Annotated in this window: 23 protein-coding genes; 22 read left to right on the forward strand and 1 reads right to left on the reverse strand. The window is 69.7% G+C overall.

The window, feature by feature from the left end:
* The first annotated feature begins 18 nt into the window (after window positions 1-18).
* The 5 genes from WS75_RS04810 (at window position 19) to WS75_RS04830 (ending at window position 5,160) form a co-directional block, all read left to right on the forward strand.
* The gene (locus tag WS75_RS04810) at window positions 19-210 is read left to right on the forward strand and encodes a hypothetical protein (protein WP_059679400.1); all 192 of its coding nucleotides are present in this window, start codon (window positions 19-21) and stop codon (window positions 208-210) included.
* A 10-nt stretch (window positions 211-220) separates the two neighbouring features.
* On the forward strand, window positions 221-1,270 hold the full coding sequence (locus WS75_RS04815) for a ferredoxin--NADP reductase (protein ID WP_059679718.1): 1,050 nt from the start codon (window positions 221-223) through the stop codon (window positions 1,268-1,270).
* A gap of 46 nt (window positions 1,271-1,316) precedes the next feature.
* The gene (locus WS75_RS04820; protein WP_059679401.1) at window positions 1,317-2,903 is read left to right on the forward strand and encodes a FadD3 family acyl-CoA ligase; all 1,587 of its coding nucleotides are present in this window, start codon (window positions 1,317-1,319) and stop codon (window positions 2,901-2,903) included.
* A 37-nt stretch (window positions 2,904-2,940) separates the two neighbouring features.
* Window positions 2,941-3,714 carry an SDR family NAD(P)-dependent oxidoreductase gene (locus WS75_RS04825; protein WP_059679402.1) on the forward strand — a complete coding sequence of 258 codons (774 nt, stop codon included), beginning with the start codon at window positions 2,941-2,943 and terminating at the stop codon, window positions 3,712-3,714.
* 792 nt (window positions 3,715-4,506) lie between these two features.
* Window positions 4,507-5,160 carry a hypothetical protein gene (locus WS75_RS04830; RefSeq protein ID WP_082729512.1) on the forward strand — a complete coding sequence of 218 codons (654 nt, stop codon included), beginning with the start codon at window positions 4,507-4,509 and terminating at the stop codon, window positions 5,158-5,160.
* A 10-nt stretch (window positions 5,161-5,170) separates the two neighbouring features.
* Here the strand turns inward: WS75_RS04830 and WS75_RS04835 are convergent, their stop codons facing one another.
* Window positions 5,171-5,380: a hypothetical protein gene (locus WS75_RS04835; protein WP_156429711.1), complete on the reverse strand. Its 210-nt coding sequence runs from the start codon at window positions 5,378-5,380 to the stop codon at window positions 5,171-5,173.
* A 174-nt stretch (window positions 5,381-5,554) separates the two neighbouring features.
* Between WS75_RS04835 and WS75_RS04840 the strand changes: the two genes are divergently transcribed.
* The 17 genes from WS75_RS04840 to WS75_RS04920 all read left to right on the forward strand — a co-directional run bounded on the left by WS75_RS04840 (window position 5,555) and on the right by WS75_RS04920 (window position 24,008).
* A complete protein-coding gene (locus WS75_RS04840; RefSeq protein WP_059679404.1) occupies window positions 5,555-6,451 on the forward strand; it encodes a VOC family protein in 897 nt (298 codons plus the stop codon).
* A gap of 9 nt (window positions 6,452-6,460) precedes the next feature.
* Window positions 6,461-7,354 (forward strand): CoA transferase subunit A, encoded by an 894-nt coding sequence (locus WS75_RS04845; RefSeq protein WP_059679405.1) that lies wholly within the window; start codon window positions 6,461-6,463, stop codon window positions 7,352-7,354.
* Window positions 7,355-7,364: 10 nt separating this feature from the next.
* Complete coding sequence (locus WS75_RS04850; RefSeq protein WP_059600542.1) at window positions 7,365-8,162, forward strand: CoA-transferase subunit beta; 798 nt, start codon at window positions 7,365-7,367, stop codon at window positions 8,160-8,162.
* Window positions 8,163-8,170: 8 nt separating this feature from the next.
* Window positions 8,171-9,097: an enoyl-CoA hydratase gene (locus WS75_RS04855; RefSeq protein WP_059679406.1), complete on the forward strand. Its 927-nt coding sequence runs from the start codon at window positions 8,171-8,173 to the stop codon at window positions 9,095-9,097.
* Entirely contained in the window at window positions 9,094-10,182 is a 1,089-nt protein-coding gene (locus tag WS75_RS04860; protein ID WP_059679407.1) for an NAD(P)H-dependent flavin oxidoreductase, read from the forward strand. The genes WS75_RS04855 and WS75_RS04860 overlap by 4 nt, the downstream gene beginning before the upstream one ends.
* A 25-nt stretch (window positions 10,183-10,207) precedes the next feature.
* The gene (locus WS75_RS04865; protein WP_059679408.1) at window positions 10,208-11,011 is read left to right on the forward strand and encodes an enoyl-CoA hydratase family protein; all 804 of its coding nucleotides are present in this window, start codon (window positions 10,208-10,210) and stop codon (window positions 11,009-11,011) included.
* Complete coding sequence (locus WS75_RS04870; RefSeq protein WP_059679409.1) at window positions 11,008-12,177, forward strand: acyl-CoA dehydrogenase family protein; 1,170 nt, start codon at window positions 11,008-11,010, stop codon at window positions 12,175-12,177. The genes WS75_RS04865 and WS75_RS04870 overlap by 4 nt, the downstream gene beginning before the upstream one ends.
* A 35-nt stretch (window positions 12,178-12,212) precedes the next feature.
* The gene (locus tag WS75_RS04875) at window positions 12,213-13,280 is read left to right on the forward strand and encodes an acyl-CoA dehydrogenase family protein (RefSeq protein WP_059679410.1); all 1,068 of its coding nucleotides are present in this window, start codon (window positions 12,213-12,215) and stop codon (window positions 13,278-13,280) included.
* A complete protein-coding gene (locus tag WS75_RS04880; protein ID WP_059679411.1) occupies window positions 13,280-14,431 on the forward strand; it encodes an acetyl-CoA C-acetyltransferase in 1,152 nt (383 codons plus the stop codon). Before WS75_RS04875 ends, WS75_RS04880 begins: the two co-directional genes overlap by 1 nt.
* A gap of 41 nt (window positions 14,432-14,472) precedes the next feature.
* Window positions 14,473-15,351 (forward strand): SDR family oxidoreductase, encoded by an 879-nt coding sequence (locus WS75_RS04885; protein ID WP_059679412.1) that lies wholly within the window; start codon window positions 14,473-14,475, stop codon window positions 15,349-15,351.
* Between the two features lie 3 nt (window positions 15,352-15,354).
* Window positions 15,355-16,596 carry an acyl-CoA dehydrogenase family protein gene (locus WS75_RS04890; RefSeq protein ID WP_059679413.1) on the forward strand — a complete coding sequence of 414 codons (1,242 nt, stop codon included), beginning with the start codon at window positions 15,355-15,357 and terminating at the stop codon, window positions 16,594-16,596.
* A complete protein-coding gene (locus WS75_RS04895; protein ID WP_059679414.1) occupies window positions 16,593-17,795 on the forward strand; it encodes an acyl-CoA dehydrogenase family protein in 1,203 nt (400 codons plus the stop codon). Before WS75_RS04890 ends, WS75_RS04895 begins: the two co-directional genes overlap by 4 nt.
* Window positions 17,792-18,592: an SDR family oxidoreductase gene (locus WS75_RS04900; RefSeq protein WP_059679415.1), complete on the forward strand. Its 801-nt coding sequence runs from the start codon at window positions 17,792-17,794 to the stop codon at window positions 18,590-18,592. The genes WS75_RS04895 and WS75_RS04900 overlap by 4 nt, the downstream gene beginning before the upstream one ends.
* Window positions 18,592-19,077, forward strand: a complete 486-nt coding sequence (locus tag WS75_RS04905) for a MaoC family dehydratase (RefSeq protein WP_059679416.1) — start codon at window positions 18,592-18,594, stop codon at window positions 19,075-19,077. Before WS75_RS04900 ends, WS75_RS04905 begins: the two co-directional genes overlap by 1 nt.
* 23 nt (window positions 19,078-19,100) lie before the next feature.
* Entirely contained in the window at window positions 19,101-20,306 is a 1,206-nt protein-coding gene (locus tag WS75_RS04910; protein ID WP_059679417.1) for an acetyl-CoA C-acyltransferase, read from the forward strand.
* A 168-nt stretch (window positions 20,307-20,474) separates the two neighbouring features.
* Window positions 20,475-21,434, forward strand: a complete 960-nt coding sequence (locus WS75_RS04915) for a WD40/YVTN/BNR-like repeat-containing protein (protein ID WP_059679418.1) — start codon at window positions 20,475-20,477, stop codon at window positions 21,432-21,434.
* Window positions 21,435-21,536: 102 nt separating this feature from the next.
* Entirely contained in the window at window positions 21,537-24,008 is a 2,472-nt protein-coding gene (locus tag WS75_RS04920; RefSeq protein WP_059679419.1) for an efflux RND transporter permease subunit, read from the forward strand.
* Window positions 24,009-24,041 lie beyond the last annotated feature (33 nt).

Below are 24,041 nucleotides of genomic sequence, written 5' to 3' on the forward strand. Positions count from 1 at the left end.
ATCGGAAAGAGACGACTCATGACACGCAGACTGAACCGCAATATCGCGAACGGTGCGGACACAACGATCATGCGAGCGCGTGTGCTGTCGATCGGAGCTGCGGCAACGCAGGCGCCGAACGCGTTCGCAGGCATCGCACCGGCGCTCGCGTCGGACCCGGCACGGGGCCGCTCGCGCGAAACCGGCCGGCATGCGGCCGGTGCGGCATGAGGAGCCGGCGATGAGCGATTCCCGTTTTCACCGGCTGACCGTTGCCGACGTCATTGCCGAAAGCGACGACGCATGCTCGTTCGTGTTCGACGTGCCCGCCGCGTTGCGCGATGCGTTCGCGTACCGGCCCGGCCAGTTCCTGACGCTGCACGTGCCATGTGTCGACGCGACCGTCACACGCTGCTATTCGCTGTCGAGCGCGCCGGGCATCGATGCGGCACCGAAAATCACCGTCAAGCGGGTGCGCGACGGTCGCGCGTCGAACTGGCTGTGCGACCGCATCCGCGCGGGTGATGCGCTCGACGTGCTGCCGCCGGCCGGCGTCTTCACGCCGCGCACGCTCGACGGCGACCTGCTGCTGTTCGCGGGCGGCAGCGGCATCACGCCGGTGCTGTCGATCCTGAAATCGGCGCTCGTGCACGGCCGCGGGATGCTGACGCTGATCTATGCGAACCGCGACGAGCGCTCGGTGATCTTCCGCGACGAACTGCAGCAGCTCGCGCACCGCCATCCGGGCCGCCTGCGCGTGATCCACTGGCTCGACAGCGTGCAGGGCGTGCCGCAGCAGCGGCATCTCGAGGAACTCGCGCGGCCGTTCAGCCAGCAGGAGACGTTCATCTGCGGGCCGGCGATGTTCATGGAGAATGCGCTCTCCGCGATGCTCGGCCTCGGGCTGCCGCGCGCGCGCGTGCATGTCGAGCGCTTCGCGTCGCTGCCCGATGCGCCGGCGCAGGCCGATCCGGCGGCATCGTCCGCAACGACTTCCGCGGCCGACTCCGGCGATGGCGCGGCGATCGAGACGGTGCTCGACGGCGAGGCGTTCGCGTTCGACAGCGCGCCCGGCGAAACACTGCTCGACGCGATGCTGCGCGCCGGGCTGCCCGCGCCGAATTCCTGCCGGATGGGGCAGTGCGGCGCATGCATGTGCCGGGTCGAACGCGGGGAGGTGGCACTTGACGGCAACCACGTGCTCGACGACGACGAGATCGCGGCCGGCTGGACGCTCGCCTGCCGCGCGCGGCCCGCGAGCGACGCGCTGCGCGTGGTGTTCCCCGATTGAGCCGTGGCGCGCCGGCGGCGCGCGCGGCAACCCTGTTGCGATGCCTATGACGATGGACAACGAAATCCTCACCACGCCCGCGCTGATCGCGCGGGCTGCCGCGCGCCACGGCGCGCATCCGGCGATCGAGTCGGAACACGGCCGGCTGACCTACGCGGAACTCGATGCGGCGCGTCTCGAAGCGGCGCGCGCGCTGCTCGCGAGCGGCATCGACGCCGGCGACCGGATCGCCGTATGGGCGCCGAACCTGCCGCAATGGATCGTCGCGGCACTGGCGATCCACACCGTCGGCGCGATTCTCGTGCCGGTCAACACGCGGATGAAGGGCATGGAGGTCGGCGGCATCCTGCACGACGGCGGCGCGCGGCTGCTGTTCTGCTGCGGCACCTTCCTCGGCGAATCCTACCCGGCGATGCTCGCGCCGCACCGGCCCGCGACGCTCGAACGCGTCGTCGTGTTCGACGGCGAGCCGCCGTCCGGCTCGCGCGACGAAACCTGGAACGCGTTCCTCGCGCGCGGCGCGGCGGTACCGCTCGCCGCCGTGCGCGAGCGGGAGGCGCAGGTGACACCGGATACCGTGATGGACCTGATGTTCACGTCCGGCACGACGGGCCGCCCGAAGGGCGTGATGACGGCGCACGGACAGAACCTGCGGGCCGCACAGGCATGGGCCACGATCGCCGGCGTGCGCCAGGACGACCGCTACCTGATCGTCAATCCGTTTTTCCATACGTTCGGTTACAAGGCGGGCTGGCTCGCCGCGCTGTCGAGCGGTGCGACCGTGCTGCCGCATCTCGTGTTCCAGCCCGCCGACGTCTTGCGGCGCATCGCCGACGAACGCGTGTCGGTGCTGCCCGGCCCGCCGACGCTGTACTACGCGCTGCTCGATGCGCCCGATCGCGCGACGCGCGACCTGTCGTCGCTGCGGATCGCGGTGACGGGCGCGGCCGCGATCGCGCCGAGCCTGATCGAGCGGATGCGCGCGGAGCTCGGCTTCGAGACCGTGCTGACCGGCTACGGGCTGACCGAATCGTGCGGGTTCGCGACGCTGTGCCGTCATGGCGACGACGCGCAGACGATCGCCTGCACGTCGGGCCGGCCGATGCCGGGCGTCGAGTTGCGTATCGCGGGGCAGGACGGCGCGGCGCTCGGGCCAGACGAGACCGGCGAGATCTGGGTGCGCGGCTACAACGTGATGCGCGGCTACTTCAACCAGCCGGACGCGACGCGCGAAACCGTCGACGCGGACGGCTGGCTGCATACCGGCGACCTCGGCTGCGTCGACGCGAACGGCAACCTGAAGATCACCGACCGGATCAAGGACATGTTCATCGTCGGCGGCTTCAATTGCTATCCGGCCGAGATCGAGCGGCTGCTGGCGGCGCACCCGGCGATCGCGCAGGTTGCGCTGGTCGGCGTGCCCGATACGCGGCTCGGCGAAGTCGGGCATGCGTACGTCGTGCTGCGTCCCGGCGCGCACACCGACGCCGCCGCGCTGAACGACTGGGCGCGCAGCAACATGGCGAACTACAAGGTGCCGCGGCACTTCACGTTCGTCGAGCAACTGCCGACGAGCGCGGCCGGCAAGGTGCTGAAGTACCGGCTGCGCGCGGGCACCGAAGCGGCGGCCTGACCGCCGGCGCGCGATACGTCACCAACAGGATGAACGCATGAACGACACCGGATTTCCACAGGGCGCGGTGCTCATGTTCGGCGGCAGCGGCGGGATCGGGCAGGGCGTCGCGCTCGAATTCGCGCGCGCCGGCGTGCCGGTCGCGCTCGGCTATCGCAGCAAGGCCGACGTGGCCGAGCGTGTCGCGCACGACCTGCGCGGCACGGGTGTCGCGGCCACCACGCATTGCGTGGACGTGACCGATCCCGCGCGGATCGATGCGGCGCTCGCGGCAGCGATCGACGCGCACGGCCGCGTGCACACGATCGTGTGGGCGGCCGGCCCGTTCGTGAACCAGCGCCGAATCGGCGACATGACGCACGACGACTGGCGGCGCGCGATCGAGGTCGAGACCGTCGGCTTCTTCAACGCGGCGAAGGCCGTGTTGCCGCATTTCCGCGCGTCGGGCGGCGGGTCGTTCGTGACGCTCGGCTCGGCCGGGCATCTGCGCTGGCCGGATCGAGATGGATTGTCGGTCGCGCCGAAGGCGGCGAACGAGGCGCTCGTGAGAGGGCTCGCGCGCGAGGAGGGCCGTCACGAGATCCGCGCGAATTCGATCCTGGTCGGCGTGATCGAGGCCGGGATGTTTCCGGTGCTGCTCGAACAAGGGCAGTTCGAGCAGGCGTGGATCGACGAGACGCAGAAAATGCTCGCGCTCAAGCGCTGGGGCAAGGCGCGCGATATCGGGCGCGCGGCGGTGTTTCTCGCGTCGGACCGCGCGAACTACATCACGGGGCAGCAGCTGAACGTCTCCGGCGGGTACGGGTTGTAGCGGATGCACCGGGCCCGCTCGGACGAGCGGCTCGGCAGTCGAACGCGCCAGTTGCTCTCGGCGCCGGATCTGCACACCGCCGGCGAACGAGATCGTCGGCCCACATTGCATGCATCGATGTGTATGTACGGCCATCGCACCAGCGACTGGTTGCGCACGCATCGTCCTCGGTATTCACCCTGACCCGCATCGCACGATCTCGCATCTCAGACCACGTGCGGTTCGCGCGAGGTCACGTTGATGAAACATTTTCTTCCGTGCGTGGCGTCACACGCGCTTGCCGGCCGTTGCGACTTCGCGTGCGCCGACGGCCGCGCACGCTTTCCCGGCGTGCGTCGCGACGCCCGATTCGCTGCTTCCCGGCATCGGGCACGGCGCTGACGCGCCGAAAACAGATGCGCTCCTGAAACATTTCCGTCGATTTCCTCCCGCGCAACCCCGGACGTCAGGCCGCGACGCTTGTCCCGCGCCGGTCTGCGCCGCATGGCACACGCCTTGCGCTTAGGCCTGGGCCGCTCGACACAACCGCGACCAATGGCAACGACGAATCGCGGGAGCGGCACGCAATGACATCGAAATATCGGGGATCGGATCGCGCCGCGGGATGGTGGCCGGTCGTGTCGGACGCGCAATGCGTCGTATCGGCGACACGAACGGACACCGCACGCGTGATCCGTCAAACAGCAAGCTTGCTTGCGAGATGTCGTGCCGGGGGGCCCGCTGCGCGTGGCGGCATGCGCTGCACGCGGCGGGTCGGCGCGCGCGGCACATGCCGGGGAGACGCCCGTGAAAATGACAATGAATCAATGGGCAGCGCTGGCGATGCTGTTCGCGGCCGGCGCGCACGCGCAGGAAATCTACCTGCAGGGCGGCACGCAAGGCGTCGGCATCGGCGCGGCCGTGAGCTTCAACTCAGTGCTGGGCGCACACGCGGATTTCAATGCGATCAATCTGACGCATGACTTCACCGTGGCCGGCAATCGCTATCAGGATGACATCAAGCTGCGGCAAGGCGGCCTGTATGCGGACATCTTTCCATGGCGCGGCAGCGGCTTTCGCGCGACGATCGGATTGCGCTTCAACGACGACGAAATCCGCGGCGTATCGGTGCCTACCAACGGCACCTACGTCTTCGCCGGAAAGCGATACCCGGCGCTGCCGGGGATGTACGCGGTCGCGGAGGCGCGCTACCCGACCGTGATGCCGTACGTCGGGATCGGCTACGGACATCGCCCGGCGTCGAAAGGGCTCGGCTTCGTCGCCGATCTGGGTGTCGCATACGGGATCCCGCGCGGCTCGTACACGCTGTCGCCGGAACTCGCCGCCGCGGCCGGACCGCAGAAGAGCCAGGTTCTGACCTCCAGCGGCCTCGACGAACTGAACCGGATGACGTCGCGGTATCGGTGGTATCCGGTCCTGCAGATCGGGATCTCGTACCGTTTCTGAGCCGGATGTCCTACTGGATGCGAATCAGCGCGGCGCTCACCGGTGCGACCCGCACGGCCACCTGCTGTTTCGCGACGGCAAGCGTCTGTTGCGGCGTGCCGTGCCATGCGCCATTCAGCGCGACCGCCTGCCCGCCGAACGTGATCGGTGTCCCGCCGTTGTAAATGCCCGGATTGGCGAGCTGGGCACCCGTTGCATCACCCGATGAAGCGAGCGTCATCACTGCGATGTCGTTTGCGGCGCCGCAGCAACGCGGCATCGTTTCGCTGCGCGCACCCGCCGCGCCACGCTTTCTCTCCCCGCAGGCTCTCGTCCCAACAGACGATGTGACGCCATCCCCGACCGGCCAGAATCCTTTCACGAACAACGGAATCTGAACCTGGAGGAGGCCGACATGATCGATGTCCGTGCGCTCGGCTACGTCGTGGTCGAGGCGACCCGCGTCGATGCGTGGCGCCGCTACGCGGAAGACGTGCTGGGCATGCAGGCGCTCGACGCGCCCGACGGCGCGCTGTACCTGAAGATGGACGAGCGCGATTTCCGCTACGTGATCGTCCCCGGCACAACCGACCGCTATTTCGCGTCGGGCTGGGAGCTGCCCGACGGCGCCGCGTTCGACGCCGCGCTTGCTGCGTTGCAGCGCGCGGGCGTCGAAGCCGTGCGCGCCACGCGCGACGAAGCCACGCTGCGCCGAGTGCAGGCCATGGCGTGGTGCACCGACCCGTCCGGCAACCGCCACGAGCTGTACTGGGGCGCGCGCTGCGACTTCCGCCGCTTCGTGTCGCCGCTCGGCGTCGCGCGCTTCGTCACCGGCGACATGGGGCTCGGCCACGCGGTGCTGCCCGCGCCGCAGTTCGACGCGACCGACGCATTCGTGCGCGGCGTGCTCGGCTTCGAGCTGTCCGACATCTACCGCGTGAAGTTCACGCCGGACCCGGCCGAACCCGAGAAGCGCATCCACTTCATGCACTGCCGGAACGCGCGCCATCACAGCCTCGCGCTGTTCGAGATGGCCGTGCCGTCGGGTTGTGTGCACGTGATGGCCGAAGTCGACTCGATGGACGAAGTCGGCCGTGCACTCGATCGGGTCGCCGCGCACGACGTGAAGATGTCGGCGACGCTCGGCCGGCACTGCAACGACCAGATGATCTCGTTCTACATGAAGACCCCCGGCGGCTTCGATCTCGAATACGGCTTCGGCGGCCTCACGGTCGACTGGTCGAAGCACGCGGTGTTCGAGGCCACCAAGGTGAGCCAGTGGGGCCACGATTTCAGCATCGGATACCGGTAAGCCAGCACGATGACGATGAAACCTCTCGACAAGACGATGTCCGCGCGCGACGTGGTCGCGCAACTCGCCGACGGCATGACGATCGGCATCGGCGGATGGGGGCCGCGGCGCAAGCCGATGGCGCTAGTGCGCGAGATCGCGCGCTCGAACCTGAAGGACCTGACGGTCGTCGCCTACGGCGGCCCCGACGTTGGCCTGCTGTGCGCGGCGGGCAAGGTGCGCAAGGTGGTGTTCGGCTTCGTGTCGCTCGACGTGATTCCGCTCGAACCGCATTTTCGCCGTACCCGCGAACACGGCCGTGTCGACGTGCTCGAACTCGACGAAGGGATGCTGCAGCTCGGCCTGCGCGCGGCCGCGGCGCGCCTGCCGTTCCTGCCGACCCGCGCCGGGCTCGGCACCGCGCTGCTCGATCACGCGCCGCAACTGCGCACGGTCAAATCGCCGTACGACGACGGCGAGACGCTGCTCGCGATGCCGGCACTCGAACTCGACGTCGCGCTGCTGCACGTGAACGCGGCCGACCGGATGGGCAACACGCGCATCGATGGCCCCGATCCGTTCTTCGACGCGTGGATGGCGCGCGCCGCGCAGCGCTGCTACGTGTCGGCGGAAACGGTCGACGCGTCGCTCGCGACCGAAGACCTCGACGCCGCGAAACGCAACCCGTTCGAGCGCTCGCTCGTCACCGGCGTCGTGCATGCGCCGGGCGGCGCGCACCCGACGTCGTGCGGGCCGGCCTACGGCTGGGACCTGCCGCACCTGCGCGAGTACTGCGCGAGCGCGGAAGACGATGCGAAAACGGTGGCGTACCTGCGCGACGTGGTCGGCCAGGACGAACGCCAGTATCTCGAAGGCGTCGGCGGCCTGCCGCATGTGACGACGCTGCCGTTGCCGATTCTGTAAAGGAGCGCCTGTGAGCGAATCTCTCGACCATTCCCTCGCGGAACTGATGATCGTCGCGTCCGCGCGACTCTGGCGCGACGACGGCGAAGTGCTGGCGACCGGCATCGGCACGGGTCCGCGGCTCGCGGCCGGCCTCGCGCGGCTCGCCTACAACAACGGGCTGATGCTGACCGACGGCGAGGCGTATCTCGTCGAGGAGCCGGTCCCGCTCGGCCCGCGCCCCGACGGCCATCGCGTGAAGGCGAGCGGCTGGATGACCTACGAACGCGTATTCGACTGCCTGTGGCATGGCCGCCGCCACGCGCTGGTGATGCCGACGCAGATCGACCGCTTCGGCCAGGCGAACATCTCGTGGCTCGGCGACGACTACGCGCGTCCGAAGACGCAGCTGCTCGGCGCGCGCGGCTTCCCCGGCAACTCGACGAATCACGCGAATTCATTCTTCGTCAGCGGCCACGGCAAGCGCACGTTCGTCGAAGGTGAAGTCGACATGGTCTGCACGGTCGGCTACAACCCGGCGCGCCGGCTGCCCGGCATGAAGACCTTCGTCGACCTGCGCAGCATCGTCACCGACCTGTGCGTGATGGATTTCGGCGGCCCCGATCACGCGATCCGCGTGCGTTCGCTGCATCCGGGCGTGAGTTTCGACGAGGTGCAGGACGCGACCGGTTTCCCGCTGGTCGCCGCACCGGAACTCGGCACGACGGCCGCGCCGAGCGCGGAAGACCTGCGCATCGTGCGTGCGCTCGACCCTCACAACCTGCGCGCGACGATCGTGCGCAACAATCCGGCGCCGCGCCGCGGATGAGGTCCGACATGGAAGCGACCCAGATGACGTTCGGCGAAGGTGTCGTCGACTACGCGGTCGAGGACGGCATCGCGACGATCACGATGAACCGTCCCGAGTATCACAACGCGCAGAACTCGAAGATGACGTATGCGCTCGACGCGGCGTTCCGGCGCGCGTCGCACGACGACGCCGTGAAGGCGATCGTGCTCGCGGGCGCCGGAAAGCATTTCTCGGCGGGCCACGACATCGGCACGCCCGGCCGCGACATTCACGAGTCGTTCGACCGCGCGTCGCTGTGGTACGACCACGTCGACAAGGAGGGCGGCGAATTCCTCTATGCGCGCGAACAGGAGGTGTACCTCGGGATGTGCCGGCGCTGGCGCGACCTGCCGAAGCCGACCATCGCGATGGTGCACGGCGCGTGCATCGCGGGCGGGCTGATGCTCGCGTGGGTATGCGACCTGATCGTCGCGTCGGAGGACGCGTTCTTCGCGGATCCGGTCGTGCGGATGGGCATTCCGGGCGTCGAGTATTTCGCACACGCGTACGAACTGAACCCGCGCATCGCGAAGGAATTCCTGTTCCTCGGCGAGCGGATGCCGGCCGAGCGGGCGTACCAGATGGGCATGGTCAACCGCGTGGTGCCGCGCGAGCGGCTGCGCGACGCGACCTACGCGATCGCCGCGAAGATCGCGACGATGCCGCGGCTCGGGCTCGCGCTGACCAAGCAGGCGCTGAACCACGTCGAGGAATTGCAGGGCAAGCGCGCGGCGATGGATGCGGCCTTCGCGTGGCATCACTTCGCGCATGCGCACAACGAGCTCGTCAGCGGCGATCGCCTCGGCGGCTACGACGCGCGCAAGATGGCCAGCTCGCAGCGCCGGCCGGCGCAGGCGGACGGCGAAGGACGGACCGATGCGGCACCGGCCGCCGTCAACGGAGCCGCGGCATGAGCACGACGCTGCATACCCCGTTGTGCGATCTGCTCGGCTGCCGCTACCCGATCGTGCAGACCGCGATGGGCTGGGTGGCAGACGCACGGCTCGTCGCGGCGACCGTCAACGCCGGCGGCTTCGGCTTCCTGGCCGGCGCGACGCTGGAACCGGAGCAGGTCGAGGCCGAGATCCTGAAGGTGAAGTCGCTGACCGACAAGCCGTTCGGCATCAACTTCCACATGTTCCAGAAGAACGCCGTGCAGGTGGTCGATCTCGCGATCAAGCACCGGCTGCGCGCGGTCAGCTACGGCCGCGGGCCGGACGCGAAGACGATCCGCCGCTTCAAGGACGCCGGCATCGTCTGCATGCCGACCGTCGGCGCGCCGAAGCACGCGGCGAAGGCGGTCGAGCTCGGCGCGGACATCGTCACCGTGCAGGGCGCGGAAGGCGGCGGCCACACGGGCTCGGTGCCGACCACGCTGCTGCTGCCGAAGGTGCTCGACGCGGTGCGCGTGCCGGTGGTCGCGGCCGGCGGGTTCTTCGACGGGCGCGGACTGGCCGCCGCGCTCGCGTATGGCGCGGCCGGCATCGCGATGGGCACGCGCTTCCTGATGAGCGCCGAATCGCCGGTGCCGCGCGCGACGCTCGACCGGTACGTCGCGGTCGGCGACCCGGCGCGGATCCGCGTGTCGGACGCGCTCGACGGGCTGCCGCAACGCATGATCGACAACCCGTATCTGCTGAAGCTCGAGCGCTTCGGCCCGCTGCGCCGCACGCTGTTCGCGCTGAAGACGGCCGAAGCCTGGCGCCGTCAGAACGGGCTGCGCACGACCGACATGCTGGGCCTCGCGATCAAGGCGCTGCGCTCGCACGACTACACGGCGAGCCAGACGCTGATGGCCGCGAACGCGCCGTTCCTGATTCAGCGCGCGATCGTCGAGGGGCGGCCCGACGAGGGCGTGCTGCCGAGCGGCCAGGCGGCCGCGATGATCGGCGCGATCGAATCGTGCGACGCGCTGATCGCGCGGATCGTCGCCGAAGCTGGCGAGCGGCTCGACGCGCTGGCCGCGTTGCGCGGCGCGGCGGCGGCCCACGCGGCTTGAAAGACATCACAGGGAGGCAGTGGAGATGACTACATCCAAACAACCGGGCGGCGCGATGCCGTTCCGGATCGAGCGCGCCGACGGCATCGCCGAACTGGTGATCGACCATCCGCCCGTGAACGCGCTCGATGCGCAGGGCTGGCATGCGCTCGCGCGGGCGCTCGATGCGCTCGGCGAGGACGACGACGTGCGCGTGATCGTCGTGCGCGGCGAAGGCCGCGGCTTCTGCGCGGGCGTCGACATCAAGGAGCTGGCCGCGCATCCGGAACGGATCGTGTCGGTCAACGCGGGCAACTACGAGACCTTCCGCGCGGTGCACCGCAACCCGAAGCCGGTGATCGCGGCTGTTCACGGCTTCGTGCTCGGCGGCGGGATCGGCATCTGCGGCGCGGCGGATATCGTCGTCGCGGCCGATTGCGCGCGTTTCGGCGTGCCGGAGATCGACCGTGGCGCGATGGGCGGCGGCGCGCATCTGCAACGACTGTTCGGCGTGCAGAAGGTCCGCGCGATGTACTTCACCGGCGACATGATCGACGCGGCCGAAGCGTACCGGCTCGGCGCGGTCGAGCAGGTCGTCGCGCGCGATGCGCTGCGCGACGCGGCGCGCTCGATCGCCCGCAAGATCGCGGACAAGAGCCCGGCAATGGTGCGGCTCGCGAAGGAGGCGCTGAACGGCGTCGAGGACGGCGATCTCGAGGACAAGTACCGCTGGGAGCAGGGCTTCACGCTGCAGGCGTACATGACCAACGACTCGACCGAGGCGCGTGCCGCGTTCGTCGAGAAGCGCGATGCGCGGTTCGACGCGCAAGCCGAGGAGGCACGCGCATGAACCTGACCTATACGCCGCAACAGCAGGCGTTCCGCGCGGAAATCCGCGACTGGCTCGCCGCGCACGTGCCGCGAGAGCGGCTGCCGAGCTTCGACACCGAGGAAGGCTTCATCGCGCACCGCGAATGGGAGCGCACGCTGCACTCGGGCCGCTGGAGCATGGTCACGTGGCCGCGCGAGCTGGGCGGGCGCGGTTGCGACCTGATCGAGTGGCTGATCTTCGAGGAAGAGTACTGGCGCGCCGACGCACCGATGCGCGTGAACCAGAACGGCATCTTCCTGCTCGGCCCGACGCTGATGGATTTCGGCACGGCGGAGCAGAAGGCGCGCTTCCTGCCGGCGATGGCGGCGGGCGAGCACGTGTGGGCGCAGGGCTGGTCGGAGCCGAACGCGGGCTCGGACATGGCCGCGATCCGCACGACGGCGATCCGCATCGGCGACGAATACGTGCTCAACGGCCAGAAGATCTGGTCGACACGCGCGGTGTGGGCCGACTGGCTGTTCGGGCTGTTCCGCAGTGATCCCGAATCGTCTCGGCACCACGGGCTCACGTTCCTGATGGTGCCGCTGTCGACGCCGGGCATCACCGTGCGGCCGATCCGCCAGCTGAACGGGCAGACGGGCTTCGCGGAAATCTTCTTCGACGACGTGCGCGTGCCGGTCGAAAACCGCCTCGCGGCCGAAGGCGCGGGCTGGCAGGTCGCGATGGCGACGGCCGGCTTCGAGCGCGGGTTGATGCTGCGTTCGCCCGCCCGTTTCCAGCGCACCGCGCAGGCGCTGCGCGACCTGTATCTCGCGCACCGCGACAGCGCGGATCGCGACCCGACGCTGCGCGAGCGCGTGGTGTCCGCGTGGATGGATGCGCAGGCGTACGCGCTGTCGACCTACGCGACCGCGAGCCGGCTGCTGAAGGGCGGCCATATCGGCGCGGAGTCGAGCACCAACAAGGTGTTCTGGTCGGAACTCGACCTGCGGATGCACCAGACCGCGCTCGACATCCTCGGCGCGCACGGCGAGGTCGTCCCGCAGTCGGCCGCGCAGCACGCGACGCTCGGTCACTGGCTCGACGGCTTCCTGTTCGCGCAGGCCGGCCCGATCTATGCGGGCACCAACGAGATCCAGCGCAACATCGTCGCCGAACGGATGCTCGGCATGCCGCGCGCGTAAGCGCGCAGGCGCCACCCTCACTGAACGGACATCGTATGGATTTCGTATTCGATGAAGACCAGGAAGCGCTCGCGGACAGCGTGAAGCGCCTGCTGATGACCGAGATGACCCCGGAGCTGATCCGCGAGCTGTGGGCCACGCCGACGGGCCGCTCCGACGCGCTGTGGTCGCTGTTCGCGTCGCAGGGGCTGACCGCCGTGTCGGTGCCCGAGGCGCACGGCGGCCTCGGCCTGACCGAAGTGGAATGGGCGCTGCTCGCGCAGACCTACGGTTATTTCGGCAGCCCGGAGCCGCTGCTCGACACGGCGCTCGTGTCGGCCGGCGTGCTCGCGCGACTGCCCGCCGCGGACTGGCGCGACGCACTGCTGCGCGACATCGCCGAAGGGCGCGCGCGTGTCGCGCTCGTGCATCCGGTGAACCCGTATGCGGCCGACGTGCACGTCGCGCAAGCGCTGCTGTGCGAGCACCGCGGCGAGCTGCACCGCGTGGATCCCGCGCAGTGCGCGTGGCGCCCGGTCGACAGCGTCGATCCGTCGCGGCGCCTGTTCACGCTCGACTGGGAGCCGTCGGCGGCCACGCGCATCGCGGGCGCCGACGAAGCCGCGCCATTGCTCGATCGCGCGCTCGACCACGGCGCGTTCGCGGTCGCGGCACAGCTGCTCGGCCTCACGCAGCGCGTGCTCGACGTCGCGATCGACTACAGCGCGCAGCGCAAGCAGTTCGGCAAGGCGATCGGCTCGTACCAGGCGCTCAAGCATCTGCTCGCCGACGTCGCGATTCGCTATGAGTTCGCGCGGCCGGTGGTGGCGCGCGCGGCCCAGGCGATCGCCGACGATCACCCGCAGCGCGCGGTGCTGGTGTCGCACGCGAAGCTCGCGGCGACCGCCGCCGCGCAACTGGCCGCGCGCCACACGATGCAGGTGCACGGCGCGATCGGCTACACGTGGGAGCTCGACCTGCAGATCTTCATGAAGCGGATCTGGGCGCTCTCCGGCAGCTGGGGCGACAACGCATTCCACAAGGCCCGCGTGGCCGACGCGATCGTCGGGCAGGCATTGCTGATCGGCCCCGCGCAGACTTTCGACTTCGAGGAAACCTACTGATGAAACAAGCCTATATCGTCGACGCGCTGCGCACGCCGACCGGCCGCCGCAAGGGCGGGCTCGCGCACGTGCATGCGGCGGACCTCGGCGGCTTCGTGCTGAAGACGCTCGTCGAACGCAACGCGATTCCGGCCGACGAATACGACGACGTGGTATTCGGCTGCGTCGACACGATCGGCCCGCTCGCCGGCAACATCGCGCGCACCTGCTGGCTCGCGGCCGGGCTGCCGCTGCAGGTGCCCGGCGTGACGGTCGACCGCCAGTGCGGCTCGTCGCAACAGGCCGTGCATTTTGCCGCGCAGGCCGTGATGAGCGGCGTGCAGGACGTGGTGGTCGCGGGCGGCGTGCAAACGATGACGCAGATCCCGATCTCGTCCGCGATGACGAGCGCGGCGCCGCTCGGCTTCAACGACCCGTTCTCGGGCAGCACCGGCTGGCGCGCGCGCTTCGGCGACGCGCCGGTGTCGCAGTTCGTCGCGGCACAGCGGATCGCCGATCACTGGAACCTGTCGCGCGACGCGATGGAGCGTTACGCGCTGGAAAGCCACCGCCGCGCGGTGGCGGCGATCGAGGCCGGCCATTTCAAGCGGGAAATCGTGCCGCTCGAAGGCGTGACGCACGACGAAACGCCGCGACCCGACACGTCGCTGGAGAAGATGGCGACGCTCGAACCGTTGATGCCGGGCGGCTCGCTGACGGCCGCCGTCGCGAGCCAGACCTGCGATGCGGCCGCCGCGTTGCTGATCGTGTCGGAGGACGCGCTGAAGCGCTACGGGCTCACGCCGCGCGCACGCATTCACCACCTGAGCGTGCTCGGCGACGATCCGCTGTGGATGCTCACCGCGCCGATCCCGGCGACCAAGGCCGCGTTGAAGAAGAGCGGGCTCGACTGGTCGCGGATCGACGTTGTCGAAATGAACGAGGCGTTCGCGTCGGTCGCGCAGGCGTGGCTCGCCGACACGCGCTTCCCGCACGAGAAGACCAACCCGAACGGCGGCGGCATCGCGCTCGGTCACCCGCTCGGCGCGACCGGCGCACGGCTGATGACGACGCTGCTGCACGAACTGGAACGTACCGGCGGCCGTTACGGATTGCAGACGATGTGCGAAGGCGGTGGCCTCGCGAACGTCACGATCATCGAGCGCCTGTGAGCGCGGCACTTTCACGATCTCTCGATCCAGGAGGCACAAGCATGGGAATCTGTAACGGACGCACCGCCATCATCACCGGCGCGGGCGGCGGGCTCGGGCGCGAATACGCGCTCGCGTTCGCGGCCGAAGGCGCGGCGGTCGTCGTCAATGACATCCGCCACGAGGCCGCGCAAGCCGTGTGCGACGAGATCGCACGACGCGGCGGCCGCGCGCTCGCGAATGCCGACGACATCACCAGGATCGACACCGCGCAGCAGATCGTCGATGCCGCGCGCGAAGCGTTCGGCGACGTGCACGTGCTGGTCAACAACGCGGGCATCTGCCGCGACAAGATGTTCACCAGCATGACCGAAACCGACTGGGATGACGTGATGCGCGTGCATTTGCGCGGCCACTTCTGCCTGTCGCACGTGCTGGCGCGCGTGTGGCGCGACGCTGCAAAGGCCGGCAATCCGGTCGACGCGCGCATCGTCAACACGAGTTCCGGCGCCGGGCTGCAAGGGTCGATCGGTCAGTCGAACTATGGCGCGGCGAAGGCCGGCATCGCGGCGCTCACGCTGATGCAGGCGGTCGAGCTGCAGCGGTACGGCGTGCGCGTGAACGCGCTCGCGCCGGCCGCGCGCACGTCGATGACCGAAGGCGTGTTCGCCGACATGATGAAGAAGCCCGAGGACGGCGGCTTCGACTACTTCGATCCGGCCAACGTCGCGCCGCTCGTCGTATGGCTCGGCAGCCCGCTGTCGGCCGACGTGACGGGCCAGGTGTTCGAGGTCGCAGGCGGGATGATCGCGGTCGCCGAAGGCTGGCGCACCGGCCCGAGCGTCGACCGCGGCGCGCGCTGGGCGCCGGCCGAGGTCGGCCCGGCGGTGGCGCGGCTGCTCGCCGATGCGCGTCCCGCGCAGCGTGTGTACGGGAGCTGAGGCATGGATCTGGCGCTCACCGACGAACAGGCGATGATCCGCGACGCGGCGGCCGACGTGCTCGCCGAACGCAGCGCGTCCGCCGACGTGCGCCGCGCGCTCGAGCAATCGGCCGGCCGCGACGACACGCTGTGGGCCGCGCTCGCAGGCGAGCTCGGCTGGAACGCGCTGTCGCTGCCGGAGGCGGCGGGCGGGATGGGGCTCGGCGCGGTCGAACAGACACTGTTGATGGAACAGCTCGGCCGGCGCGTCGCGTGCGTGCCGTATTTTTCGACCGCGTGCCTGGCTGCGACCGCGCTGGCGAGCTGCTCCGACTCGCCGCACGCGACCGGCTGGCTCGCGAAGATCGCCGAAGGTGCATGCAGCGCGACGCTGGCATTGCCGTTCGAGCTTCCGGCCGGTGCCGGGCAGTTCCCGGTCGTCGCGGAAGAAGCCGCGGGCGGCTATGCACTGTCCGGCACGATCGAACAGGTGATCGACGGCGCGCGCGCCGATCTGCTGCTGATTCCCGCACGGATCGCGAACGAAGGGCAGTCGATCGGCCTGTTCGCGATCGACGTCGCGACGGCGCCCGGCCTGAGCATCACGCCGCTCGACACGCTCGACGCGACGCGGCCGATCGCGCGCATCGTCCTCGACGAAATCCGTGTGAACCGCGATGCGTTGTTGGCCGCCGGCACCGTTGCCTCGCAGGTGCTCGAGCGCGCCGGATGGTTCGCGGCGCTCGCGCTGGCCGCCGAACAGCTCGGCGGCGCACAGCAATGCCTCGACCTGACGCTCGACTACACGGGCCAGCGCGTGCAGTTCGGCCGCGCGATCGCGTCGTTCCAGGCCGTCAAGCACCGCTGCGCGCAGATGATGGTGCTGATTGAATCCGCACGCTCGGCCGTGCTCGGCGCGGCGCACGCATGGGATGCGGAAGCGGGCGGGGCGGTGCCGGGCGCGATGTTGCGCGGCGACGTCGCGGCCGCGAAAGCCGCCGCGAACGACGCGTATGCGTTCTGCGCGCAGGAAGCGATCCAGTTGCACGGCGGCGTCGGCTTCACGTGGGAATACGACCCGCATCTCTACTTCAAGCGCGCGCAGGCGTCGCTCGCGCAGTTCGGCAGCACGCCGCAACTGCTCGAATGGATCGCACGCCACGCGATCGACGGCGACGCGTCGCGGCGCGAGGCGACACCGACATCGGCACAGGCGTCGACGGCCACGCGTGCGTCCGCCGCGCGCACCGGAGCACTCCAATGAACAGCGAAACGCGCGAACAGCAATTGCGGCACGAAGTCGCCGACTGGGTGCAGTCGCACCTGACCGGCGAATTCGCGTGCCTGAAATTTCGCGGCGGCCCGGGTGACGAGGAAGCGTTTCCTGAGCTGCGCAAGGCGTGGGAACGGGAACTGGCGCACGGTGGCTGGACCGGCCTCGGCTGGCCGACCGACGCGGGCGGCCGTGGCTTCACGGTCGCCGAGCAGGTGATCTTCCACGAGGAATATGCGCGCGCCGGCGGCCCCGGCCGGATGGGCCATATCGGCGAAGGGCTGCTCGGGCCGACGCTCGTCGCGTGCGGCACCGACGACCAGTGCGCGCGCTTTCTGCCCGGCATTCTCGCCGGCACGCAGTTCTGGTGCCAGGGCTACTCGGAGCCGGGCGCGGGCTCCGATCTCGCGAACGTGCGCACGCGCGCCGAGCAGGACGCCGACGGCACCTGGCGCGTGTACGGCCAGAAGGTGTGGACGTCGCTCGCGCACGATTCCGACTGGATCTTCGTGCTCGCGCGCACCGATGCCGCATCGAAGGGCAACAAGGGGCTGTCGTTCCTGCTGATGCCGCTCGACCAGCCGGGCATCGAGATCCGCCCGATCAGGCAGCTCAACGGCGGCGCCGAATTCAACGAAGTGTTCTTCGACGGTGCGCGCGCGCAAGCACGCGACCTGGTCGGCGCGCCGGGCGACGGCTGGCGAATCGCAATGACGCTGCTCGGCTTCGAGCGCGGGATGTCGACGCTCGGCCAGCAGATGCAGTTCGTCCGCGAGCTCGAATGGGTGATCGACGCCGCGCGGGAATCGGGCGCCGATCGCGACCCGGTGCTGCGCCAGCGGATCGGCCGCGCGTGGGCCGGGCTGCGCGTGATGCGCTACAACGCGCTGCGGATGCTGTCCGGCGCGGACGACGCGAACGGCGGCGCCACCGCACCGCTGCGCCGCGAGGCGCTGATCTACAAGTACTTCTGGTCGAACTGGCACCGCGACCTCGGCCAGCTCGCGATGGACGCGCTCGGGCCCCGCGCGAACGTGATCGATCCGGCCGACGAGAAGCTCACCCATCTGCAGCGCGTGTTCCTGTTCTCCCGTGCGGACACGATCTACGCCGGCACCAACGAAATCCAGCTCAACATCATGGCCGAGCGCGGGCTCGGCATGCCCAGAGAACCACGAGGCACAGCATGACCGAACCCCAGATCCAGAAAGCGCCGGCCTACGTGCCGGGCCACCAGCTGCTTGCCGGCAAATCGGTGCTGATCACGGCCGCCGCCGGCGCCGGTATCGGCTTCGCGGCCGCGCGCCGCTGCGCGGAGGAAGGCTGCCGCGCGCTGTTCATCTCCGACATCCACGAGAAGCGCCTCGAACAGGCAGTGGAGACGCTGCGCGCCGAAACGGGGCTGCGGCAGATCTATGGCCGTCTGTGCAACGTCGCGGTCGAGGACGACGTGCAGGCCCTCGTGGCCGATGCGCAGGACAAGCTCGACGGCGTCGACGTACTGATCAACAACGCCGGGCTCGGCGGCGCCAAACGCATCGTCGAAATGGACGATGCCGAATGGTCGCGGGTGATCGACATTAGCCTTACCGGGACGTTCCGGATGACGCGCGCGATGCTGCCGCACATGCAGGCCCGCGGCCGCGGCGCGATCGTCAACAACGCATCGGTGCTCGGCTGGCGTGCGCAGGCGGAACAGGCGCACTACGCGGCGGCGAAGGCGGGCGTGATGGCGCTCACGCGCTGCGCGGCGCTCGAGGCGTCGCCTTACGGGGTGCGCATCAACGCGGTCGCGCCGAGCATCGCGATGCACGATTTTCTGAAGAAGTCGGCCCCGGCCGACTTGCTGAATCAACTGGCGTCGCGCGAAGCCTTCGGGCGCGCCGCCGAAGTCTGGGAGGTCGCGAACGTGATGGTGTTCCTTGCAAGCGATTACGCGTCGTACATGACGGGCGAAGTGCTGTCGGTCAGCAGCCAGCACGCATGATGGCGACGACACTCGACCCCGTGCGCGCGACGCCCCGCGTGTTCGCGCATCCCGACGAACTCGCGGCGGCCGTCGGCGACACGCTCGGCGCGAGCGCGTGGCTCGCGATCGACCAGATCCGCATCGACGGCTTCGCCGACGCGACGGGCGACCATCAGTGGGTGCACGTCGACCCGGTGCGGGCGAAGGACGGCCCGTTCGGCGCGTGCATCGCGCACGGTTACCTGACGCTGTCGCTCGTCAACCATTTCCTGCCGCAGATCGTGCGCATCGACGGCGCGCGGCTCGGCGTCAACTACGGCTGCGACAGGATCCGTTTCCCGGCGCCGGTGAAGGTCGGCGCGCGCGTGCGGGGCGTCGGCGAGCTGCTGCGCGTCGAGCCGATCGACGGCGGCGTGCAGGCGTGGATCCGCGTGACCGTCGAGATCGAAGGGGAAGGCAAGCCCGGTTGCGTTGCCGACACCATCAGCCGTTACTACTTCTAGTTCCAGATTCAGAGAGCCAGCTCATGGAAGACGCAGTCATCGTTTCCGTCGCACGCACGCCGATCGGCAAGGCGTTTCGCGGCATGTTCAACGACACCGAGGCGCCCGCGCTGGGCGGCCACGTCGTGCGCGCCGCGCTCGAACGCGCGGGCGTCGCGCCGGCCGACGTCGACGACGTGCTGATCGGCTGCGCCGCGCAGCAGGGTACGCAGGGCTACAACATCGGCCGCCTGTCGGCCGCGGCGGCAGGGCTGCCGGCGTCGGTGCCCGGCATGTCGATCGACCGCATGTGTTCGTCGGGCCTGATGTCGATCGCGAGCGCCGCGCGCAGCATCGGCGCGGGCGACGCGCGGATCGTCGTCGCAGGCGGCGTCGAATCGATCTCGCTCACGCAGAACAAGCACAAGAACGGCTACCGCGCGCGTTCGCAGGCCGTGCTCGACCACCAGCCGGCCGCGTACATGGCGATGATGGAAACCGCCGAGATCGTGTCGCGCCGCTACGGGATTTCGCGTGCGGCGCAGGACGAATTCGCGCTGCAGAGCCACCAGCGCACCGCCGACGCGCAGGCGGCCGGCCGCTTCGACGCGGAAATCGCGCCGCTCGACGTGACGCGCGCGCTGTTCGACAAGGAAGGCAACCTGACCGGTCACGAGGCCGTGCGCGCGGCACGCGACGAAGGCGTGCGCGCCGATACGACGGCCGAGCGGCTCGCGGGCCTCAAGCCGTCGTGGAGCGGCGGCAAGGTCGTCGAGCAGGGCGAGTTCGTGACGGCCGGCAACGCGTCGCAGCTGTCGGACGGTGCGGCGGCGGTGGTCGTGATGTCGCGAGCCGAAGCCGCGCGTCGCGGGCTCGCGCCGCTCGGCACGTTTCGCGGGCTGGCCGTGGCCGGCTGCGAGCCGGACGAGATGGGCATCGGCCCGGTGTTCGCGATCCCGAAGCTGCTGGCGCGCTTCGGGATGACCGTGCGCGACGTCGGGCTGTGGGAGCTGAACGAGGCATTCGCGTGCCAGGCGCTGTATTGCCGCGACACGCTCGGCATTCCCGACGAGCGGCTGAACGTCGACGGTGGCGCGATCGCGCTCGGCCACCCGTTCGGGATGTCGGGCACGCGGATGACGATGCACGCGCTGCTCGAAGGCGCGCGCCGCGGCGTGCGGCATGCGGTCGTGACGATGTGCATCGGCGGCGGGATGGGTGCCGCCGCGCTGTTCGAGGTCGGCGCGTAACGGCATTCGACGCAGTCGCACCGGCCGCCGGACCGGCAGCCCGGAACGGCTGCCATCCATTCGGAACCATGCGAGGCCGCGGCAACGACCGACGGCCCGGAGACTTGCAGCGGCAGGGCGAGCGCGTCGGCGCGGGCCCGGGCCGCTTGCCAGGACAGGAGACAACCGATGAAACGTACCTTGCCAGGACTCACGATGTCGGCGCTCGTGCTCGGCGCCGCGCTGTTCGCGTTCTCGCCGCGACCGCTGCCGGCGTTCCCGGTCACGGCGATCCATGCGGACCGCCTGCAGATCAACGGGCTCGCCCGCGCCGGCACGCGCATCGTCGCGGTCGGCGAGCGCGGCGTGATTCTGCTGAGCGACGATGCGGGCCGCCGCTGGCGGCCGGCGTCGGTCACGCCCGATCAGGGCTCGACGCTCACGCAGGTGACCTTCATCACGCCGACGCTCGGCATCGCGGTCGGCCACGACGGCCGGATCGTGCGCAGCGACGACGCGGGCGTGCACTGGCGCGAGGTCCACAGCGACCACGCGCATTCCGATCCGCTGTTGTCCGTCTGGGGCCGCGTGAACGGCCCGCTGTTCGCGGCCGGCAGTTTCGGCCAGCTGCTGCGCTCGGACGATGCGGGGCTCACGTGGCAGCCGCTGAAGACGCCGGCGGGCGACCGTCACCTGAACGCGATCGTCGGCGACAGCGACGGCAACCTGCTGATCGCGGGCGAGAGCGGCACGCTGCTGCGCTCGACCGACAACGGCGCCACCTGGGACAAACGCCCGTCGCCCTACGCAGGCTCGCTGTTCGGCGCGCTGATGCTCGCGAACGGCGACTGGATCGCGTACGGCATGCGCGGCAACGTGCTGCGCAGCACCGATCGCGGCGCGACCTGGACGCACGTCGACAGCCGCGTGCCGGTGTCGTACTTCGGCGCGACCCAGCTTGCCGACGGCGAACTCGTGCTGGTCGGCCAGGGCGGCGCGATCGTCGCGTCGCGCGACGGCGGCCTGACCTTCGACGTGCGCAAGCTCGGCGGCGTGCAGAGCCTCGCGGCCGTGCTCGACATGGGCTCCGGCGCGCTGCTGCTCGGCGGCGAGGCCGGCGTCGCGCCGCTCGCCGCGTCGCCGTCCTGATGCGCGGCGGCGGCGCTTGCCGCCGCCCGCATCCGTTCGTCTCGCTGCGCCGACTCGTATCGCCCGCATCGTCCGTCCCGTCCGTTCCGACCCGAGAAATCCATGAACGACCTGTCACGCCACACCGAAGCCGTTCCCGCATCGCGCCTCGCCGCGTTCGTCGAGCGCTGCGCCGACACGATCATCCGGCAGCGCCGGCTGCTGATGCTGCTGTGCGTCGCGGTGACGCTCGCGCTCGGCTTGTCCGCGACGCGCCTGAAGCTCGATCCGGGCTTCAACAAGATGATCCCGATGCAGCACCCGTACATGCAGGTGTTCGAGCGCTACGCGGGCGCGTTCCCCGGCGCGAACACGATCCTCGTCAGCCTGCGCTGGAAGGGCGACGGCGACATCTACAACCAGACGTTCATGGACGCGCTGCGCCACGCGACCGACGACGTGTTCTTCATCCCCGGCGTGAACCGTTCGCGCGTGTTCTCGCTGTTCACGCCGAACGTCCACTACACGGAAGTGACGGAAGCCGGCTTTCGCGGCGACGTGGTCGTGCCCGGCCAGTTCTCGAGCGCGAACCCGGACGATCTCGCGAAGGTGCGCCGCAACGTCGCGCGCTCCGGGCAGATCGGCCGGCTGGTGGGCAACGACCTGAAGTCGGCGCTGATCCGCGCGGAACTGCGCGAGACCGATCCGGCCACCGGCAAGCGGCTCGACTACAGCGCGGTCGCGCGCCAGCTCGAGGAAATCCGTGCGCGTTACGCGAAGCAGGGCATCGACGTCAACATCATCGGCTTCGCGAAGCTGGTGGGCGACGTCGAGGCCGGGATCGCCGGCGTGATGGCGTTCTTCGCGCTGGCGTTCCTCGTGACGGCCGCGCTGCTGTTCGCCTATACGCGCTCGCTGAAGACCACCGTGCTCGCGCTCGTCGTCGCGCTGCTGCCGGTCGTCTGGCTGCTCGGCGCGCTGCCGCTGCTCGGCCTCGGCATCGACCCGATGTCGATCCTCGTGCCGTTCCTGATCTTCTCGATCGGCGTGTCGCACGCGGTGCAGATGACCAATGCGTGGAAGCAGGCGCTGGTGCGCGGCGCGTCGTCGGTCGAAGCCGCGCGCGACGCGTTCCGCAAGCTGTTCGTGCCGGGCACGGTCGCGCTGCTGACCAACGCGCTCGGCTTCATGGTGATCATGCGGATCCAGATCGACATCGTGCGCGAGCTTGGCATCACCGCGTGCCTCGGCGTGCTGCTCATGATCGTCACCAACAAGGTGTTCCTACCGATCCTGCTGTCGTACACGCGCCTCGAGCGCGGCACGCTCGCGCGCGCTCAGCGCACGGCCGCCGCGGGCGGCAGCGGGAAGTGGTCGCGCTTCGCGGTGTTCGCGCGGCCGGCGCCGGCGCTCGGCGTGTTCGCCGTGGCGCTCGCGCTGCTCGCATACGGCACGCTCGAGTCGCGCAAGCTGGAGATCGGCGACATCGGCACCGGTGCGCCGGAGCTGCGCGCGAACTCGCGCTACAACATCGACAACGCAGCCATCACGCACCAGTACAACATCGGTGTCGACGTGCTGTCGGTGATCGTCGAGACGACCGGTTTCGACGACGCGTGCCTGCACTACCCGGTGATGAGCGCGATCGAGAAGTTCGAGATGAACATGCGCGGTGTGGCCGGCGTGCAGTCGGTCACGAGCGTGTCGTCGCAGGGCAAGGTGTTCATCGCCGCGTTCAACGAAGGCAACCCGCGCTGGGCCGCGCTGCCGCGCTCCAGCGACGGGCTCACGCAGGGTGCCAATGCGTTCGATCCCGACAACGGGATGAACACCGCGAACTGCAAGGCGATCCAGGTGCTGATCTATACGCAGAACCACGAAGGCACGACCATCGCGCACATCGTCGACGAGATCAAGCGCTTCGCGGCCGAGAACCCGACGCCGAACGTCGCGTTCCGGCTCGCGGGCGGCAACGTCGGCGTGATGGCCGCGACCAACGAGGCGGTCGGCGACGCGGAGGTCGCGATGCTGCTGTCGATCTTCGGCGCGATCGCGCTGCTGTGCGCCGTCACGTTCCGCTCGTGGCGCGCGGTGCTGTGCATCATCGTGCCGCTCACGCTGGTGTCGATCCTGTGCAACGCGGTGATGGCGCGGCTCGGCATCGGGCTGAAGGTCGCGACGCTGCCGGTGATCACGCTCGGCGTCGGGGTCGGCGTCGACTACGGGATCTACCTGTACGAACGCCTGCAGCACGACATCCGCCACGGCGCGACGCTGCCGGACGCATTCGCCGACGCGATGCGCCAGCGCGGCACCGCTGCGCTGTTCACGGCCGTCACGATGTTCATCGGCGTCGGCACCTGGGCGTTCTCCGCGCTGAAATTCCAGGTCGACATGGGCGTGCTGCTTGCGTTCATGTTCCTCGTGAACCTGTTCGGCGCGGTGTTCCTGCTGCCCGCGCTGGCCGCATGGCTCGGCGTCGAGCGCGCCGAGCGCCGCGTGTCGCACGAGCCGCAGCCGGCGTCGCCGCAGGCCGCGCCGACACCCGCGCTCAAGCCGGCACGCACGCTCGAACCCGGCAATCCGGTGCGCTGAGCAACGCAACCCCCCGTTACCCGGTGCGCGGCG

It is taken from the genome of Burkholderia sp. FL-7-2-10-S1-D7 (assembly GCF_001524185.1).
Taxonomy (GTDB): Bacteria; Pseudomonadota; Gammaproteobacteria; order Burkholderiales; family Burkholderiaceae; genus Burkholderia; species Burkholderia diffusa.